The 15,897-nt window shown below is 69.1% G+C and carries 18 protein-coding genes; 8 read left to right on the top strand and 10 right to left on the bottom strand.

Annotated elements, in window-relative coordinates:
- Window positions 1-154 precede the first annotated feature (154 nt).
- On the top strand, window positions 155-1,135 hold the full coding sequence (locus ACU6XJ_RS16705; protein ID WP_476312115.1) for a GNAT family N-acetyltransferase: 981 nt from the start codon (window positions 155-157) through the stop codon (window positions 1,133-1,135).
- A gap of 42 nt (window positions 1,136-1,177) precedes the next feature.
- On the opposite strand, the gene ACU6XJ_RS16700 is transcribed toward ACU6XJ_RS16705, so the two are convergent.
- The 3 genes from ACU6XJ_RS16700 to ACU6XJ_RS16690 all read right to left on the bottom strand — a co-directional run bounded on the left by ACU6XJ_RS16700 (window position 1,178) and on the right by ACU6XJ_RS16690 (window position 2,864).
- A complete protein-coding gene (locus tag ACU6XJ_RS16700) occupies window positions 1,178-1,555 on the bottom strand; it encodes a hypothetical protein (protein ID WP_476312113.1) in 378 nt (125 codons plus the stop codon).
- A gap of 209 nt (window positions 1,556-1,764) precedes the next feature.
- Entirely contained in the window at window positions 1,765-2,403 is a 639-nt protein-coding gene (locus tag ACU6XJ_RS16695) for a TetR/AcrR family transcriptional regulator (protein WP_476312112.1), read from the bottom strand.
- Window positions 2,404-2,501: 98 nt separating this feature from the next.
- The gene (locus tag ACU6XJ_RS16690; RefSeq protein WP_476312110.1) at window positions 2,502-2,864 is read right to left on the bottom strand and encodes an SPW repeat protein; all 363 of its coding nucleotides are present in this window, start codon (window positions 2,862-2,864) and stop codon (window positions 2,502-2,504) included.
- A 269-nt stretch (window positions 2,865-3,133) separates the two neighbouring features.
- Between ACU6XJ_RS16690 and ccrA the strand changes: the two genes are divergently transcribed.
- From ccrA to ACU6XJ_RS16675, 3 genes are all read left to right on the top strand, one after another.
- Window positions 3,134-4,465 carry a crotonyl-CoA carboxylase/reductase gene (gene ccrA / locus ACU6XJ_RS16685; RefSeq protein ID WP_476312108.1) on the top strand — a complete coding sequence of 444 codons (1,332 nt, stop codon included), beginning with the start codon at window positions 3,134-3,136 and terminating at the stop codon, window positions 4,463-4,465.
- A gap of 252 nt (window positions 4,466-4,717) precedes the next feature.
- A complete protein-coding gene (locus ACU6XJ_RS16680) occupies window positions 4,718-5,896 on the top strand; it encodes an acyltransferase family protein (protein WP_476312106.1) in 1,179 nt (392 codons plus the stop codon).
- Between the two features lie 48 nt (window positions 5,897-5,944).
- The gene (locus ACU6XJ_RS16675; RefSeq protein WP_476312103.1) at window positions 5,945-7,180 is read left to right on the top strand and encodes a chromosome segregation protein; all 1,236 of its coding nucleotides are present in this window, start codon (window positions 5,945-5,947) and stop codon (window positions 7,178-7,180) included.
- Here the strand turns inward: ACU6XJ_RS16675 and ACU6XJ_RS16670 are convergent.
- On the bottom strand, window positions 7,099-7,872 hold the full coding sequence (locus ACU6XJ_RS16670) for an alpha/beta fold hydrolase (protein ID WP_476312100.1): 774 nt from the start codon (window positions 7,870-7,872) through the stop codon (window positions 7,099-7,101). The two genes, ACU6XJ_RS16675 and ACU6XJ_RS16670, sit on opposite strands and share 82 nt — an antisense overlap.
- Before the next feature lie 59 nt (window positions 7,873-7,931).
- Between ACU6XJ_RS16670 and ACU6XJ_RS16665 the strand changes: the two genes are divergently transcribed.
- Window positions 7,932-8,945, top strand: a complete 1,014-nt coding sequence (locus ACU6XJ_RS16665; RefSeq protein ID WP_476312098.1) for a GNAT family N-acetyltransferase — start codon at window positions 7,932-7,934, stop codon at window positions 8,943-8,945.
- On the opposite strand, the gene ACU6XJ_RS16660 is transcribed toward ACU6XJ_RS16665, so the two are convergent.
- The 4 genes from ACU6XJ_RS16660 to ACU6XJ_RS16645 all read right to left on the bottom strand — a co-directional run bounded on the left by ACU6XJ_RS16660 (window position 8,933) and on the right by ACU6XJ_RS16645 (window position 11,515).
- Window positions 8,933-9,829 (bottom strand): glycoside hydrolase family 16 protein, encoded by an 897-nt coding sequence (locus ACU6XJ_RS16660; RefSeq protein ID WP_476312095.1) that lies wholly within the window; start codon window positions 9,827-9,829, stop codon window positions 8,933-8,935. The two genes, ACU6XJ_RS16665 and ACU6XJ_RS16660, sit on opposite strands and share 13 nt — an antisense overlap.
- A 190-nt stretch (window positions 9,830-10,019) precedes the next feature.
- Window positions 10,020-10,781, bottom strand: coding sequence for an alpha/beta hydrolase (locus ACU6XJ_RS16655; RefSeq protein ID WP_476312093.1), 762 nt, complete (start codon window positions 10,779-10,781; stop codon window positions 10,020-10,022).
- 101 nt (window positions 10,782-10,882) lie between these two features.
- Window positions 10,883-11,074 carry a hypothetical protein gene (locus ACU6XJ_RS16650; RefSeq protein WP_476312090.1) on the bottom strand — a complete coding sequence of 64 codons (192 nt, stop codon included), beginning with the start codon at window positions 11,072-11,074 and terminating at the stop codon, window positions 10,883-10,885.
- A gap of 138 nt (window positions 11,075-11,212) precedes the next feature.
- The gene (locus ACU6XJ_RS16645; RefSeq protein ID WP_476312089.1) at window positions 11,213-11,515 is read right to left on the bottom strand and encodes a hypothetical protein; all 303 of its coding nucleotides are present in this window, start codon (window positions 11,513-11,515) and stop codon (window positions 11,213-11,215) included.
- A gap of 59 nt (window positions 11,516-11,574) precedes the next feature.
- Between ACU6XJ_RS16645 and ACU6XJ_RS16640 the strand changes: the two genes are divergently transcribed.
- The gene (locus ACU6XJ_RS16640; protein ID WP_476312086.1) at window positions 11,575-11,787 is read left to right on the top strand and encodes an FmdB family zinc ribbon protein; all 213 of its coding nucleotides are present in this window, start codon (window positions 11,575-11,577) and stop codon (window positions 11,785-11,787) included.
- Here ACU6XJ_RS16640 and ACU6XJ_RS16635 read toward each other — a convergent pair whose 3' ends face one another.
- Window positions 11,788-12,489 carry a serine hydrolase gene (locus ACU6XJ_RS16635; protein ID WP_476314065.1) on the bottom strand — a complete coding sequence of 234 codons (702 nt, stop codon included), beginning with the start codon at window positions 12,487-12,489 and terminating at the stop codon, window positions 11,788-11,790.
- A gap of 274 nt (window positions 12,490-12,763) precedes the next feature.
- On the opposite strand from ACU6XJ_RS16635, the gene ACU6XJ_RS16630 reads away from it, so the two are divergent.
- Both ACU6XJ_RS16630 and ACU6XJ_RS16625 read left to right on the top strand, forming a co-directional pair.
- Window positions 12,764-13,315, top strand: coding sequence for a hypothetical protein (locus ACU6XJ_RS16630; protein WP_476312083.1), 552 nt, complete (start codon window positions 12,764-12,766; stop codon window positions 13,313-13,315).
- 137 nt (window positions 13,316-13,452) lie between these two features.
- Window positions 13,453-13,893, top strand: a complete 441-nt coding sequence (locus ACU6XJ_RS16625) for a hypothetical protein (RefSeq protein ID WP_476312080.1) — start codon at window positions 13,453-13,455, stop codon at window positions 13,891-13,893.
- Window positions 13,894-13,956: 63 nt separating this feature from the next.
- On the opposite strand, the gene ACU6XJ_RS16620 is transcribed toward ACU6XJ_RS16625, so the two are convergent.
- Window positions 13,957-15,735, bottom strand: a complete 1,779-nt coding sequence (locus tag ACU6XJ_RS16620; protein ID WP_476312078.1) for a 3-hydroxyacyl-CoA dehydrogenase family protein — start codon at window positions 15,733-15,735, stop codon at window positions 13,957-13,959.
- Window positions 15,736-15,897: the final 162 nt, after the last annotated feature.

Below are 15,897 nucleotides of genomic sequence, written 5' to 3'. Positions count from 1 at the left end.
GCGTAGATAGGGCAGCAGGTTTCCCCAGACGCCGATCGCTCCCGGTTTCCGAGGCCGGTCGAGCGGGGCGTGGCCCCGCGTCCCCGCTCCCGGACGCGGGGCCTTTAGCTTCGAAACGCTTGATCGGCCGCGAGGTGCTGGTAAGCATTACTGGGTGCCCATCACGATCGCGCAGTTGCGGCCGTCGGACTGGCAGGTCTACCGCGAGCTTCGGCTGGCGGCCCTGCTGGACTCCCCGGATGCCTTCTCCTCCACCCACGCCGAGGCGACGCGACTGACCGAGCGGGAGTGGCGGCAGCGGCTGACCGCGAACGTGTACTGGTTCGCCGCCGACGACGACCTGCCGGTTGGCCTGGTGGGCGGCTACTACGAGGGCCCGGACGAGGTACACCTGATCTCGCTGTGGGTCCGGCCCACCCACCGCGGCCAGGGCCTGGCCCGGCTGCTCAGCCAGACCGTGATCGACTGGGCCGCTCGTCGCGGGCTGCCCAACGTGCGGCTGTGGGTGTCGGAGCACAACACCCCGGCCAGGCGGCTCTACACCGAGTTGGGGTTCACGTTGACCGGGCTCACCGGCACGCTGGACTCCAACCCCACGGTCCCCGAGCTTGAGATGCTGCTGCCGCTGGCTCCGGTGGAAGCCGAGCGGGAGGTGTTCCGCCTCCTGCCCGACCAGTGGGAGCTGTTCAGCAGGCTGCGCCTGACCGCGCTGCGCGAGTCCTACGGCGTGCCGACCGAGGTGTACCGGCACGAGAAGTCCTACACCGAGGCGCAGTGGCGGGACCGGCTGGTCAGCCACGCCTTCTTCGCGGTGACCTACAACGGGACACCGGTCGGCCTCGCCGCAGGGCACCTCAAGCACGAGGGCACGGTGTACCTGTACTCGATGTGGATCGACCCGGCCGCCCGCGGTCGCGGCCTGGCCAAACCGCTGGTGCGGGCGGTGGTCGACTGGGCCCGCGGCCAGGGCGCGCGCACCGTGCGGCTCAAGGTGGAGGAGGACAACACCGTAGCCAGGGCGCTGTATGAGCGCGCCGGGTTCGAACTCAACCCGGTCCGGCCCGCCGACGGGGAGCCGGGCGACCTTGAAATGAACCTGGTGCTCACGCAGGTACGGGCGGAGGCCGCGAGTTGAGTGGTCCGCCCGGACCTCCGGGCGGACCACTTCATCACCCGATCAGATCCGGACGCAGGAGCGGCCGAGGAGATGTTCGCCCACCCACGCCTCACCGCAGACGTAGGTGCCGTATCCCCAGTCGCGGTTCACGTCCCACCGCACCTCGTTGGTGTCCTGCCCATGAGGGGTCCACCGATCGAATGTCCCGTGGTGCCCTTTTTCGCCGATGTACACGTGCAGCCGTGCGGGCTTCTTGTTTCGCGTGGAAACGGTCACGTCCTGGACCCTCGTGGTGTAAATATCGGCGGCAATACACACCTGTGGATCACAATTCGCCTTGACGGTCGCCTCCGCCGCAGTGCTGGTCACCGTTACAATTCCTGCGGAAGCCGCCATCACCGCAATTGCGGAAATAAAACGGCGCAACGTGGTTGCCATCGCGTTCCCCCAATTCTTGTTCCGAATTCAAGCCCCCGATTTTTGGGCTCGAAACGAGCTTAAGCGGGGCAAGACGGTAAAGCCCATAACCCTTCGGCATTATGCACAGTGAAGCAGATCACACCGCACTGGTGCCCCGAGGAGCCAAGGCGGGCGGGCCGTGGCCCCCTGGCTCATTCGCCTGCGGCCTGCGGCACCCAGCAGTGCGCCTAGCCTGCCGCCGGGGCGCCTGCTGCTCCCAGCGGAGGCGTGCCCGCGCCGAGGGTCAGAGCGTCGGCGATGAAGCGCAGTTCGCGTTCGAAGTGGCTCTGCTCGTCATCCCCGTGCCGCGCCATCGCGTGTCGGTAGCTCAGCGCCAGCGCGACCAGCCGGGCCGCGCTGTCGACCGCCGCGGCGGCCAGACCGGAGGGGTTGGCGGCGGCGATCACGACGCGCACGGTCTCCACGGTGCGGCGGAAGCGGGAACGCAACGCGTCGCGGATGGCCTCGTGGGTGTCGGCCTCCCGCCACAGCAGGTGCGACAGCAGCACCGAGTCGTCAAGCTTGGCGTCCAGTACGGCCACCAGTCTGCGCAGGCTGGCCGCGACATCGCCGGGCACCACCACCGCGCCGGTGTCGATCTCGTCATCCGGCAGCAACTCGACCAGGGCGGCGAGCAGGTCCGTCTTGCGCTTGAAGTAGTAGTGCACCAGGCCTTTCGGCACCTCGGCCCGTTCGGCGATGCGCGAGGTCGGCGTCGCGTCGAATCCCGACTCGGCGAACAGGTCGGCTGCGGCGGCGAGGATGCGCTCGCGGGCGGAGGCGTCCTCGCCGGATGCCTGGCGTGGAATGCGGGTGGGCGGGCTCATCGAAAACCACCTCATCACACTCCGGCCCGTCCCGGCCAGACGATGAGGGTTGTGGGGGCCGGAAAGCGGCCCCCACAGCCGTGAACGGCGGAGATGGATCAGGTCGAACCGGCCAGACCACCGCGGTGTGCGGTCTGGGCTTCCGGCAGTGCGGCCGCGCCCATGACCACCGCGAGCACGCCGACGACCCAGCAGGTCCACGCGGCGCCGCTCAGGTCGGTGAAGCCGACCACCCAGGGGGACAGGAACAACAGCACGCCCAACCCCATGTGGGTGTACTCGCTGATCTCCGAACCCGGCATGTACAGCGACCACAGCCCGGTGAGCACGAGCAGCGCACCGAAGACGACCATCGTCCACATGGCGCTGTTCGAGGTCTCCATCCACATCGGGGACAACAGCGTGATGACGCCGAGCACCGTGAGTGCCCAGTCCTGCCACCGGCTCCATTGCCTCGCCATCAACATCACCTCCTGAGTGATACAGATCACAAGTGTGCGCTTGGTTGGCCGGCCGGTCAATACATCTCGGGCCATGAGTTGCTCACGCGCGGCAGTACCCGATCAGTGCTCTACTGACCCACATGAGCGAATAGTCGTGCCATGCCTCACATGGGGATCGCTGGATCGATTACCGGTCAGTAACCTCTGTCCAACCTGGGCCAACAGCAGGCTCACTGGACCGCTACCCCCAACGGGAGCCCCCTGGCGGAGCCCGAAGGAGTGCCACTGTGCAGAAGATCCTTGACGCCATCCTCGCCGACGAGCCGGAGGCAGTCGCCTCACTCGATGCGCCGGAGTCGTACCAGGCTGTGACCGTCCGGGCGGACGAGGTGAACCTCTTCGACGGCGTCGCACACAAGGAGAAGGACCCCCGCCGCTCCCTGCACCTGGACGAGGTGCCGACGCCGGAGCTGGGACCGGGCGAGGCACTGGTCGCCGTGATGGCCAGCGCCATCAACTACAACACGGTGTGGACCTCGATCTTCGAGCCCGTGTCGACGTTCAGCTTCCTCAAGCGCTACGGCCGCACCTCCGAGCTGGCCTCGCGTCACGACCTGCCGTACCACATCGTGGGCTCGGACCTGGCGGGCGTGGTGCTGCGCACGGGCGCGGGCGTCAACCTCTGGAAGCCCGGTGACGAGGTCGTCGCGCACTGTCTCGACGTGCAGCTGGAGTCCCCCGACGGCCACAACGACACGATGATGGACCCGCAGCAGCGGATCTGGGGCTTCGAGACCAACTTCGGCGGCCTCGCCCAGATCGCGCTGGTGCGGACCAACCAGCTCATGCCCAAGCCCAAGCACCTGAGCTGGGAAGAGGCCGCCTGCCCCGGCCTGGTCAACTCCACCGCCTACCGCCAGCTTGTCTCGCGCAACGGCGCGGGCATGAAGCAGGGCGACACGGTGCTGATCTGGGGCGCCTCCGGTGGCCTCGGCTCCTACGCCACCCAGTTCGCCCTCAACGGCGGCGCGACCCCGGTGTGCGTGGTGTCCAGCCCGGAGAAGGCCGAGATCTGCCGCAAGATGGGCGCGGAGCTGATCATCGATCGCGCCGCCGAGGGCTACAAGTTCTGGAAGGACGAGCACAACCAGGACCCCTCGGAGTGGAAGCGGCTCGGCGCCAAGATCCGCGAGCTCACCGGCGGCGACGACCCGGACATCGTGTTCGAGCACCCCGGCAGGGAGACCTTCGGCGCCAGCGTCTACGTGGCGCGCAAGGGCGGCACCATCGTCACCTGCGCCTCCACCAGCGGTTACCTGCACCAGTACGACAACCGCTACCTGTGGATGAACCTCAAGAACATCATCGGCTCGCACTTCGCGAACTACCGCGAGGCCTGGGAGGCCAACAACCTGATCGCCAAGGGCAAGATCCACCCGACGCTGTCGCGGGTGTACTCGCTCGAGGAGACCGGCCAGGCCGCCTACGACGTGCACCAGAACCTCCACCAGGGCAAGGTCGGCGTGCTGGCGCTGGCCCCCGAGGAGGGCCTCGGCGTGCGCGACCACGAGACGCGCGAGAAGCACCTGGCGGAGATCAACCGCTTCCGCGGCGTCTGACCCGAGCGGCCCGCGGGTGGTAGCCGACGCTGCCACCCGCGGGCCTTCCACTCACCTGGTGAAGAATCCAGTGGGGATTCATGCACACAAGCCCGCCGAATTCGTGTTGTGCGGCACAGGTTCAGCCAAAGTGGGCATTCTTCGCGACTCGGGCGCGTGAAGAAAACGTGCTGTTCACGACCGGTGCATGTGACGCAATGGCTGGCCCGTTAGGGTGGTGGTGCCCGCTCCCCGACCACTCAGAGGTTATTTGTGCGGCCTGGAGAGATTCGAGCGCTCACCGGATTGCGGTTCGTTGCGGCCACCTGGGTGGCTGTTTACCACCTGACCTGGCTTCTGCTGAACTCCGCGCCCTGGGGGTCGGTGGAGTACCTGCCGACGGTCCTCAACGGCTATCTCGGCGTCGACCTGTTCTTCATCCTCAGCGGCTACGTGCTGGCACTGAACTACAGCCACAAGATGGGCGACCGCTTCGACTGGAAGGACAGCCTCCGCTTCTGGTGGCTGCGGGTTGCCCGGATCTGGCCGGTCTACTTCGTCACCCTCAACATCGCCGCAGGCGTCATCCTGCTGGCCGGTGCGATGGACCGGAAGCTGCTCTCCGGAGCCGACTTCAGCGTGGGGAACTACCTCGAGCAGCTGTTCATGGTGCAGCTGTGGACCCGTCCCCGGCTGGACGGCGCGAGCTGGAACGAGCCCGCCTGGTCGATCAGCGCGGAGTGGCTGGCCTACCTGCTGTTCCCGCTGCTGGTGCTGGCCATCTGGCGGATGCGCTGGAAGGTCAAGGCCCGCAACCTGATGCTGCTCGCGGTGGCCGTGACGCTACCCTGCGCCGCGCTCATGTACACCGAGGGCGACTTCAACTCCGATTACAGCTGGCTGCCGCGGATCATCCTCCAGTTCACCGCGGGCGCGCTGGCCTTCGCCGCGGTCGGCCGGTGCGTGCTGACCGACCGGATCTGCAAGGTCTCCGGCTGGGTCTCCACCGGGCTGTTCGCGCTGATCATCGGCGCGATCATGTACCTGGAGGAGCACAAGTTCGAGAGCGTCCCCGGCGCGGCGGGCTACGTGCGCATCCTGTTCGTGCCGCTGGTCGTCACGCTCGCGGTGGGCAGCACCGGTTTGCCGAGGCTGCTCGCGATCCGTCCGCTGGTGCTTGGCGGGCAGATCTCCTACAGCATGTACCTGATCCACATGCCGCTGTTCTTCGCGGTCTGGCTGATCGGTCCCGAGTTCGACCTGTTCCCCAAGGACAAGGAGAACTGGGAGTGGCTCGGCGCGGGCATGCTGGGCGCCACCATGCTGGCGGCCTACGTGCTCTGGCGCTGGGTCGAGGAGCCCTCCCGCAAGCTGCTGCGTCGTGCGTTGGGCGGCTACGGGTCCAAAAGGGGCACACCGGTGGCGCCCGAGCCGGCATTGGCGAGAACGTAGGGCGGTTCGAGTCCCAAAGCCGCTGGCAAGCGAGGTAGCGTGAGGCCCATGGGTGTGTCCGAGGAGCGAGAGCTCATCCCGCTGGGATCCGGTTTCGACATTGTCCGCCGCGGTTATGAGCGCAGCCAGGTGGACGACCACCTCGAGCGGCTGGATGCCGACCTGCGCATCCTGGCCGCGGACCGGGACGCCGCGGTGTCCCAGGCGTCCGAGGTCTCCCGGCAGCTCGACGCGGCCCGCGCCGAGATCGAGCAGCTCTCGGGGCAGGTCGAGCGGCTGTCCGTGCCACCCACGAACATGGACGGCCTGTCCGAGCGACTGCAGCGCATGCTGCGACTGGCGCAGGACGAGGCCGACGAGATCCGCGCCAAGGCCGAGCAGGAGACGACCGAGGCGCGGCAGAAGCAGGACGCCGAGGCTGCCGAGCTGCGCACCCGGTACGAGACGCTGATCGCCGAACTGGACGCCCGGCGCTCGGCGATGGAGTCCGAGCACCGCACCCTGATGGACAACGCCCGCAAGCAGGCTGCGCAGCTGGTGAACGAGGCCGACCAGGCCCGCGCCCAGGCCGACGCCGAGGCCGAGGCCCGTCGGGTGCGGGTCGACGAGGACTTCGAGATCGCGATGGCCTCCCGCCGCACCGAGGCGATGCGTCAGCTTGCCGCGCAGGAAGCCGCCAGCAAGCAGGAGGCCGAGCGGCGGCTGCGCGATGCGGTGGAGAAGTCCAACCGCATGGTCAAGGAGGCAACCGAGCAGTCGGAGAAGCTGGTCGCCGACGCGACGGCCGAGTCGAACCGCCTGCTCACGGAGGCCACCACGGAGGCCAACCGGCTGCGGACCGAGTCGAAGGCGGAGGCGGAGCGGCTGGTGCGGGAGGCCACCGAGGACTCCGAGACCCGCATCCGGGAGGCCACCGACGAGGCGCACCGCCGGGTCAAGGAGGCCACCGAGGAGGCCAACCGCCGGATCAGCGAGGCCGCGGACCGGGTGGACGTGCTGACCGCGATGCGGGATGGCATCGCCGGTCAGCTGCGCTCCATCCAGGGCGTGCTGACCTCCTCGCAGGAGCTGATCGCGGTCACCGAGGAGGCGCCCACGCCCTCTCCCACGCCGCGACCCACCCCGTCCGCCGCGGAGCGGAACAGCCCGCGGCCGGAGCAGCCCATGCTCACCGACGAGGTGGCCGAGCCCGTCGCGGCGGCTCAGGCCGCTCCGGACGGGAAGGGCAGCCAGTCCGCGACGGCGTCGGCGAACGCGGCGGGAGCCTCCAACGGCACCAAGTGACCGCAGCGCGGCACGGTGACCAGCCGGGCGGCGGGCAGCAGGCCCGCCAGCTCGGTGGCCTGCGCCCGCGGGATGATCGCGTCCTGTTCGCCGTGCACGATCAACGCGGGCAGGTCGCAGGCACTCAGTAGCGCGGTGCTGTCCGGCCGGGCGGCCATCGCGCGCTGCGCCCAGGCCACGGCCTCGGGCCGCTGCTCCTCGACCACCGCGCGGACCTCGGTCTGCGCGGCCGAGGCCGGCGCCAGCAGCTTCGGCACCAGCTGGCCGGACAGCCAGCCAAGGCCCGCTTCGCGGTCGGCCCGCTCGGCGGCGAGCAGCCGGGTCTCGCGGGCCGCCTCGTCGTCGGCGGTGTGCTTGGTGGCCACGAACAGCAGGCCCGCCACCCGCTCGGGCGCGAGCTCAAGCAGCCGCATGGCGACGTAGCCGCCCATCGAGCAGCCGCCGAGCACCACGCTGTGCAGGTCCAGCCGGTCCAGCAGACCGAGCACGTCCGCCGCCGCCGCGGTCAGGTCCGGCTCCGGCACCGCACCGCCGAAGTCCAGCGGTGTCCTGCCGAAACCCCGCTGATCGGGGGTGATCACCCTGGCCTGTTCGGACAGCAGCTCCACCGGGCGCTGCCACATCCGGGAATCCACCGGAAAGGCATGCAGCAGAACAAGGGGGAAGCCCACTCCGATGTCGGAAAAGTACACAAGATCATGGTCCCACTGGAGCATCCGACGCGCCCGCGGGGCATGGTTAGCATTCTCGTGTGGACGCCGACGTCGAGCTGATCAGAACCGGGCGGCTGGTGCTGCGGATGCCGGTCCCGAGCGACCTCGACGCGGTGATCGAGATCCACGGCGATCCGGAGACCAACCGCCACAACAGCAACGGCGCGGCGACCGGCATCGAGTGCCTTGACATGCTGACCACCTGGCGCAAGGCGTGGCGGCGCGACGGCTTCGGCTACTGGGCGGTGGACGAACTCGGCACCGGTCGGACGGTGGGCTTCGGCGGCATCTCGCCCTCGGTGCGGCAAGGCCTGCCCGCGCTGAACCTGTACTACCGGTTCCGGCCCACCGCGTGGGGCAAGGGCTATGCGGGCGAGATGGCCTCGCTCGCGGTGCGCTGGGCGGAGGCCAACCGCCCGGAACCGGTCGTGATCGTCACGAGCTTCGGCAACGAGCGGGCGATCGCGTTGGCGGAGCGGCTGGGTTTCGTGTTCGCGGGTGTCACCTCGCTGGAAGAACAGGGTCGCTGCCCGGTGTACCGGCGGCCCACCGAGCCCGCCCTGGTGCGCACGCAGCGGCTGGTGCTGCGGCGGGTCGTGCCCGAGGACCTCGCGGCGGTGCGGGCGGTGCTCGGCGACCCGCGCACCGCCGAGCACCACAACAACGCCCCGCTCAACGCCGAGCAGGCGCTGGACACGCTGACGGCGTGGCTGCGGCACTGGGACGAGCACGGCTTCGGCTACTGGGCGATCATCGACCCCGGCAGCGGCGACACCCTGGGTTTCGGCGGGGTGCGGCCCAACCACTGGGAGGGCCGGTTCTCGCTGAACGTCTACTACCGCCTGCGGGTCGAGGCGTGGGGCCGCGGCTACGCCACCGAGACCGCGCGCGCGGCGGTGGGCTGGGCGCGGCGCGCGATGCCGGATGTGCCGATCGTCGTCCTGACCGTGCCGGAGAACGGCCGCGCCATCCGCGTCGCGGAGAAGGTCGGGCTGCGTTACTCCGGCACGGCCGGGTATGACGGCGTGTCGGCGGTGCTCTACGAGGTGTAGACGGCCACGTGGTCGGCGACCAGCGCGTGGCCGGGCACGGTGGCGGCGACCGGCGTGCGGTGGCCGGCGACGCCGTCGGGGAACGCGCCGCCGACGGCCAGGTTGAGCAGCAGGAAGTAGCCCGCGTGCCCGGTCATGTTCTGCCAGGTGCCCGCGTCGACCTGGTTCTGGTGCACGCTGTGGAACTGCTGCCCGTCGACATACCAGCGCAACTGGTTGGGGCTGGTGCTCTGGTCCCATTCGAAGCGGTAGGTGTGGAACGCGGCCTGGCAGGGCGAGCCGGGGCATTCCCGGCTGTTGCCCAGCCCCGAGGTCTCGTTGCAGGGGCCGCCCGGGTTCACGCCGCAGTGCAGCACGCCCCAGACCCGGTTGATGCCGTTGACGTTCTCCATCACGTCGAATTCGCCGATCGCGGGCCAGTTCCAGTAGTTGCCGCGGTAGGGCGAGCCGAGCGCCCAGAAGGCGGGCCAGTAGCCCAGCGCGGCCTCGCCGGTCACGTTCGGCATCTGGATGCGGGCCTCGATCGCCAGCCTGCCGCCCGCGGGCGGTCGGAAGTCGGCCCGGCGGGTCTCGATGCGGGCCGAGGTCCACTCGCCCGCGCCGTCCCGCAGCGCGGTGATGCGCAGCAGGCCGGTGCCGTCGAGCCTCAGGTTGGCGGTGCTGTCGGTGTAGCGCTGGATCTCGCCGGTGCCCCAGTTCCCCGGTCCGCCGGGATAGCCGTGGCCGAGGTCGATGATCCAGTTCGCGGCCGAGGGCAGTGTGTTCGCGGGGCCGTCGAAGTCGTCACGCCACACCTGGGTCCACGCGGGCGCGGTGGCCGCAGGGAAGGTGACCAGCGGAAACGCGGTGAGCAGGGCGATGAGGACAGTGATCACACGGTGCATGGAGTCCACCTCCAGCAGTTCGCAGGGCAGGGTGCGAACAGTGTTAACCAGATATGTTGCCCGGCGAAACAAATGCCGCCCGATCGGCGGCATACCACGTGTCAGGCCTAAACCGCCCTCCTCGGTTTACAGCGCCTACCGCGAGCGCGCGGCGTATGCCGCTCGCTTCGTCGTTGGGCGCCTACGGGATTCAGCCTTCGACGATCTTGACTTCGCGAGTCTCCGAGGGACCGTTCCAGGTACGGGGCAGCGGAGTGGCGACGTCCGGGGCGACGATGCCCACGATGGCGTCCAAGACCTCCTCGGCCTGGCCGACGAACAGGTGCTTCGCGCCGGGGAAGGGCACGATCCGGCACTGCGGAAGGTGCGGCAGGAAGCGCTCGCGGGCCTCGGCGGGGCGCAGGTAGTCGTCGAACTCCGGCACCAGCGCGTGCACCGGCTTGCCGTTCTCCGCCCACACCGCCAAGTGCTCGGGCTTGCTGAACCGCAGCGGCGGGGAGATCAGGATCGCGCCGGTGATCAGCGGATCGCAGCCGTACATGAGGGCGAGGTCGGTGCCGAAGGACCAGCCCACCAGCCACACGTTGGGCAGGTCGTGGAACTCGGCGTACTCCAAGGCGGCCGCGACATCGAAGCGCTCACCCTCGGCGTTGTCGAAGGCGCCTTCGCTGCGGCCCGCCTCGCTGGCGGTGCCACGGGTGTTGAACCTGAGCACCGCGAGATCGGCCAGCGCGGGCAGCCGCCAGGCGGCCTTGCGGTAGAGGTGGCTGTCCATCATGCCGCCGTGGGTGGGCAGCGGGTGCAGGCAGACCAGCGTGGCTTTGGGCGTGGCCTGCTCGGGCAGCGACAACTCGCCGATCAGGCTCAGGCCGTCGGCGGTGTGCAGGGTGATCGCCTCGCGGCGGGCGGGCAGGACGGTGTTGGCCCGGATCGGGGTGCTCGGAGTGCTCATCACCTCCGATCCTGCCACTCGATCGGGCGAGCGCACGCCATGGGCTGCCCAATGGGAAGGCCCCGACTGTCGTGAAGTCGGGGCCTTCCTCGTCACGCCTGTCAACGCAAGGCGAATCCCGCCTTGATCACGCCCAATCTGCCGAGCAGTCTTTTGGAACTCGGCAGGCTCACCTCTTCGTCGCAGGAGAGCGTCTCGTTTTCGGACTGGTCACGACCATTCCGCAACTGTGCGACAAGAACCATCACAGTGGCGGCCACAGCCAGCGCCAGCATCGCCAAACCGGCTTCCATGGCACACCTCCCCAGCACCATCGATCCCGACGGCCCCATCCCGCCGGGCACCTATCAGAGTCCTCGGGTCGCCGTTGGCGGACAACCGAATTACGCGGATTGCCGCTGGAATGTCACCTGACCGAGGAAATCGGGCGTTCAGAACCGCGTCGTGGGGCGCCGACGCCACCGCGCGTTCCAGCAGCCAGAGTGCCAGTGCCTGCGTTGTTCCGCCGAGCCCGGCTCGTCCGCGGGCCACGCCACCACGTGCGGTGTGCCGGGGCGGATCTCGTGGTCGCAGCCTGGGCAGCGGTAGGTCTTGACGGCCTGGCTGCCGGGCACATCGCGCACCAGCCAGTCCCCGTCCGGACTCGCTTCACTACGGGCCCACCCCACCGCGGCGCCGAGCGGACGCTGGGCATCCGCCGATCGGCGTCCCTTCGGCTGGTTTCGGCGCGGCACGCTTAAACGGTAGGGGCGGGTGGTCGCAAACCAGTAGCCGGGCAAGGCAAAATGTGAGGGTGCCTACCTATGAGTTCCGGTGCCGGGCCTGCGGCGAGACGTTCGAGGTCAAGCGCACCATGAGCGAGTCCTCCGCCCCCGCGGCCTGTCCGGCGGGGCACGATGACACGGTCAAGCTGCTGTCGACGGTGGCCATGACCGGACGCGGCGGCTCGGCGCCCGCGCCGTCCGGCGGCGGAGGCGGCTGCTGTGGTGGCGGCTGCTGCGGCTGATCAGTCGAAGTAGCCCTCGAAGAGCAGGCTGCCGATCTTCGTGGTGGTCTCCTTGCCGACCTCGAAGCCGTTCTCGACGACCTGCGTGTTGTTCATGATCGAGATCGTGTAGCGCTCACCGGGGCCGACGAAGCCGAGCGAGTTCATCACCCAGGAGCCGTCGTCGTTGTCGTCGGCCCAGCCGTTCTTGTTGCCCGGCATCGCCTTCGGGCCAGCACCCCACACGCCCCACTGCTGGTTGGGGTCCACCGAGCGCATCTCGCGCACGATGTACTCGCGGTGCGCGGCGGGCAGCTTCTCCAGCACGAAGTTCATCAGTCGGTCGAGATCGTCGGCGGTGGTGAGGATCCAGCCCCAGGTGTGCGGATGCTGGTCGGTGAAGCGCATGTCCGTCATGCCGTAGGCGGGGAACCGAGTGGCGAAGTCCTCGCCGCCGTAGCGGTGCCACAGCGTGGTCGCGGCGTCGTTGTCGCTGTTGTGCAGCATCAGCCGCATCAGTTCGCGGTCCTCGGCGGTCAGCCGCACCGCGCCGGAGTCGTTGCGCAGCAGCAGGTCCACCACCATCGCCAGCTTGGGCACCGAGCAGCCCCAGATGTGGGTCTTGGTGTGGACGTTGCGCCAGACCGCACCGGTCTTGCGGTCCCGTACCACGATCCCGGCGAAGCCGGGGCGGGCCTCCGCGTACACCTGCGCCGCGGCGATGCGGGCCTGGAGTTCGCGGTCGAAGTCGTGCGCGGGCGCGTCGGTGTGCGTCGCGGCCGAGACGCCGAAGGCGACCGCGGCGGCGACGGCTCCGGTGACCAGTCGCGATGTCCTCACGAACAGCCACAGTACCGCCGCTTTCCGGGTTCTCCCCCATTTCGCTTCCGCGGGTCGGTTTCCCGCCCGAGAGGGAGGCCGCTCCCCTGCGGGTGGGAGTTCCCTAGGCGTTCGCCGCGTCAGGCTTGGCCCACTGCATCGGAACTTGGGGGTCACGATGAACACCACCAGACGACGCGCCACCGCGCTGGCCGGTCTCACGCTGGTACTCGGCGCGCTTGTCACGGTCCTGCCCGCGAGCGCGCAGCACGAGGGCGCGACGGAGCCCGCGCTCCGCGGCACGGGCGGCGGCAGGCTTGGCCTCCCCACGTTCGAGGGCGATCCGGTCCGGTTCGACCTGGAGGCCAAGGGCGCCGGACCAGGCCGGACGACCGGGCGGTTCCACGTCACCCACCACCGGCCGAACGGGGACCTGTGGGCGGAGTTCTCCGGCGATATGGACTGCCTCGATGTCGGCGGCGACACCGCGGTGGCCACCGGCATCGTCACGAAGGCGCACTTCCCCGGCAATCCCGGCGGCGAACAGGTGCTCGGCCACCGGGTCGGCTTCACCGTGCAGGACCGGGGCGGCCGCGACCGCATCGGCTGGAGTTGGATCCACGGGCATTCGGTCGACCCGGCGGACCCCGCGAAATGGGGTGAGGTACCGCTGTGCCTCGGCGCGGCACCGTTTTTCAAGGTCGAGTGGGGCGGCTATTCGGTGCGGTGAACGCGCGAACGTGGAGAATGGTTGCCCGCGTCATCCTGACGGGTGCCGAATCGGGGGAATGGGCAACCGGCGGCGGATGGATGCCGTGATCCCGGTGAATCCGGAAATCACAGCTCAGTACGTGTGAAAGGCATGTCATGCGATCCCGTCCCACAGCCTCCGCCCTCATCGCCGCCGCGGCTCTCGCCCTGTGTCTGTCGTCCTGCACCGGTGGGGATACCGCGGCGCCGAACACCACGACCGGCCCCGCCATCCCGACCAACGCCGACACCAGTGCTCCGACCAGCGCGCCCGCGCCACAGACCGCGGCGCAGGCCAAACCCGCGGACCTGTCCTGCGGGAACGCCTCCAACGGGCTCCAGGTCGTCGCGGTCACGACCAAGGGCCAGGCGGCCTGCCCGACCGCGGTGAAGGTCGGCAACGCCTTCCTGGCGAAGGCGCAGGGCGAGAGCACGCCGCTGACGGTCACGGTGGACGGCGTGAACTGGCGGTGCGAGCAGATCCAGGGAGACCCGAATCCGTACATCGCGTGCACCAACCAGCAGGCGAACACGGAACAGGTGAAGCTGCTTTCCTGACCCGTGAGAAGCGAAATCCCGGACCACCTGGGGGGGCGGTCCGGGATGTCGCGTCGGCGGAACTCAGGTGTAGTCGCGGAAGCCCTTACCGGTCTTGCGGCCGAGCCGACCGGCGGTGACCAGGTGCTCCAGCAGCGGGGCGGGTGCGAAGCCCGGCTCGCGGAACTCCTGGTACAGCGTGCGCTCGATGGCCAGCGACACGTCGAGGCCGACCACGTCCAGCAGCTCGAACGGACCCATCGGCAGACCACAGCCGACCTTCATGGCGTTGTCGATGTCCTCTGAGGACGCGTAGTGCGCCTCCAGCATCTTGATCGCGTCGTTGAGGTACGGGAACAGCAGCGCGTTGACGATGAAACCCGCGCGGTCGCCGCAGTGCACCGGCACCTTGCCCAGCTTCTTGCAGACCGCGTGCGCGGTGGCGACCACGTCCGGCGCGGTGGAGATCGTCTTGACCACCTCGACCAGCTTCATGATCGGCGCCGGGTTGAAGAAGTGCAGGCCGACCACGTCGCGCGGGCGCGAGGTGGCGGAGGCGCACTCGATCACCGGCAGCGAGGAGGTGGTGGTGGCCAGCACCGCACCGGGCTTGAGCACCTCGTCCAACGCCTCGAACACGGCGCGCTTGATGCTGAGCTCCTCGGCGACGGCCTCCACGACCAGGTCGCAGTCGGCAAGCTCCTCGAACTCCACGGCCGGGCTGATCCTGGCCAGGGTCGCGTCGCGGGCCTCCTCGGTCAGCTTGCCCTTGACCACGGCCTTGTCCAGCGACTTGCGGACCTTGGCGATGGAGGCTTCGGCCTTCTCCTTGCTGCGGGCCCGCAGCACCACATCGTGGCCGGTCTTGGCGAAGACCTCGGCGATGCCGGTGGCCATGGTGCCGGTGCCGATCACGCCGACCCGCTGCACATCGCGCGGGGTGCCGCCGAAGTCGCCGTCGGCCGATGGGGTCTCGGCGTCGGCGACCACGACCGGGGAGTCGGGGCCGTCGTAGGTGTAGAAGCCGCGACCGGTCTTGCGGCCAAGCAGACCCGCGGTGATCATCTGCTTGAACAGCGGCGCGGGTGCGTGCAGCCGGTTGCGGGACTGCGCGTACATCGTCTCGCAGATCTCATACGCGGTGTCCAGGCCGATCAGGTCCAGCAGCGCCAGCGGGCCCATCGGGTAGCCGCAGCCGAAGCGCATGGCGGCGTCGAGGTCCTCACGCGTGGCGTATTTCTGCTCGTACATCGTGGCGGCGTGGTTGAGGTAGCCGAAGAGCAGCGCGTTGGCGATGAAGCCCGCGCGGTCGCCGATCACCACCGGCACCTTGCCCAGCCGGGTGGCCAGCTGGACCACGTCGTCGACCACATCGGGCTCGGTGACCACGGAGCGCACGACCTCGACCAGCTTGAGCACCGGGGCGGGGTTGAAGAAGTGCATGCCGACGACCTTGCCGGGGCGGCCGGTCTGCACGCCGATCTCGGTGATCGACAGCGAGGAGGTGTTGGTGGCCAGGATGGTGTCCGGGCGACAGATCTTGTCCAGCTCGTTGAAGATCTTGGACTTCAGGTCGATGTGCTCCGGCACCGCCTCGACCACCAGATCGGCCTCGGCCAGGTCCTGCAACGAGGTGGAGTAGCTGACGCGGCCGTGCAGTTCGGTGGCCGCCGCCTCCTCGAGCTTGCCTTTGCGGACCGCGCGGTCCGTGGAGTGCTTGAGGTGGCCCCGGCCGCGTTCGATGCCGTCCTCGCTGACCTCGACGGCGATGACCTTGAGACCGGTGCGGGCGAAGACCTCTGCGATACCGGCACCCATGGTGCCGAGACCGACAACGCCGACGGTGGTGAACTGGCGCGCCAAGGCCAAAACCTCCTGAGATTAGGTGCGAAGCCGCGGCATCGGGGCTATTCGGCGAATTCGTCGTGATTGCAGGTGATACTGCCACGACGGACCGCGATGGCGGGGTGAGCTATGCCACGACGGCAACACCCGCGCACGAACATGCGTAAACCCGGTGCCGGT

This window comes from Actinorectispora metalli (assembly GCF_056323685.1).
The sequence above is the reverse complement of the archived record's forward strand: the minus strand, read 5'-3'. Positions and strand labels throughout refer to the sequence as shown.

Bases quoted from the DNA above. Each gene is read 5' to 3' on its own strand.
- ACU6XJ_RS16630 (WP_476312083.1), top strand. From the start codon at position 12,764: ATGAACACCACCAGACGACGCGCCACCGCGCTGGCCGGTCTCACGCTG.
- ACU6XJ_RS16655 (WP_476312093.1), bottom strand. From the start codon at position 10,781: ATGAGCACTCCGAGCACCCCGATCCGGGCCAACACCGTCCTGCCCGCC.
- ACU6XJ_RS16690 (WP_476312110.1), bottom strand. From the start codon at position 2,864: ATGGCGAGGCAATGGAGCCGGTGGCAGGACTGGGCACTCACGGTGCTC.
- ACU6XJ_RS16650 (WP_476312090.1), bottom strand. From the start codon at position 11,074: ATGGAAGCCGGTTTGGCGATGCTGGCGCTGGCTGTGGCCGCCACTGTG.
- ACU6XJ_RS16675 (WP_476312103.1), top strand. From the start codon at position 5,945: ATGGGTGTGTCCGAGGAGCGAGAGCTCATCCCGCTGGGATCCGGTTTC.
- ACU6XJ_RS16660 (WP_476312095.1), bottom strand. From the start codon at position 9,829: ATGCACCGTGTGATCACTGTCCTCATCGCCCTGCTCACCGCGTTTCCG.
- ACU6XJ_RS16700 (WP_476312113.1), bottom strand. From the start codon at position 1,555: ATGGCAACCACGTTGCGCCGTTTTATTTCCGCAATTGCGGTGATGGCG.
- ACU6XJ_RS16625 (WP_476312080.1), top strand. From the start codon at position 13,453: ATGCGATCCCGTCCCACAGCCTCCGCCCTCATCGCCGCCGCGGCTCTC.
- ACU6XJ_RS16695 (WP_476312112.1), bottom strand. From the start codon at position 2,403: ATGAGCCCGCCCACCCGCATTCCACGCCAGGCATCCGGCGAGGACGCC.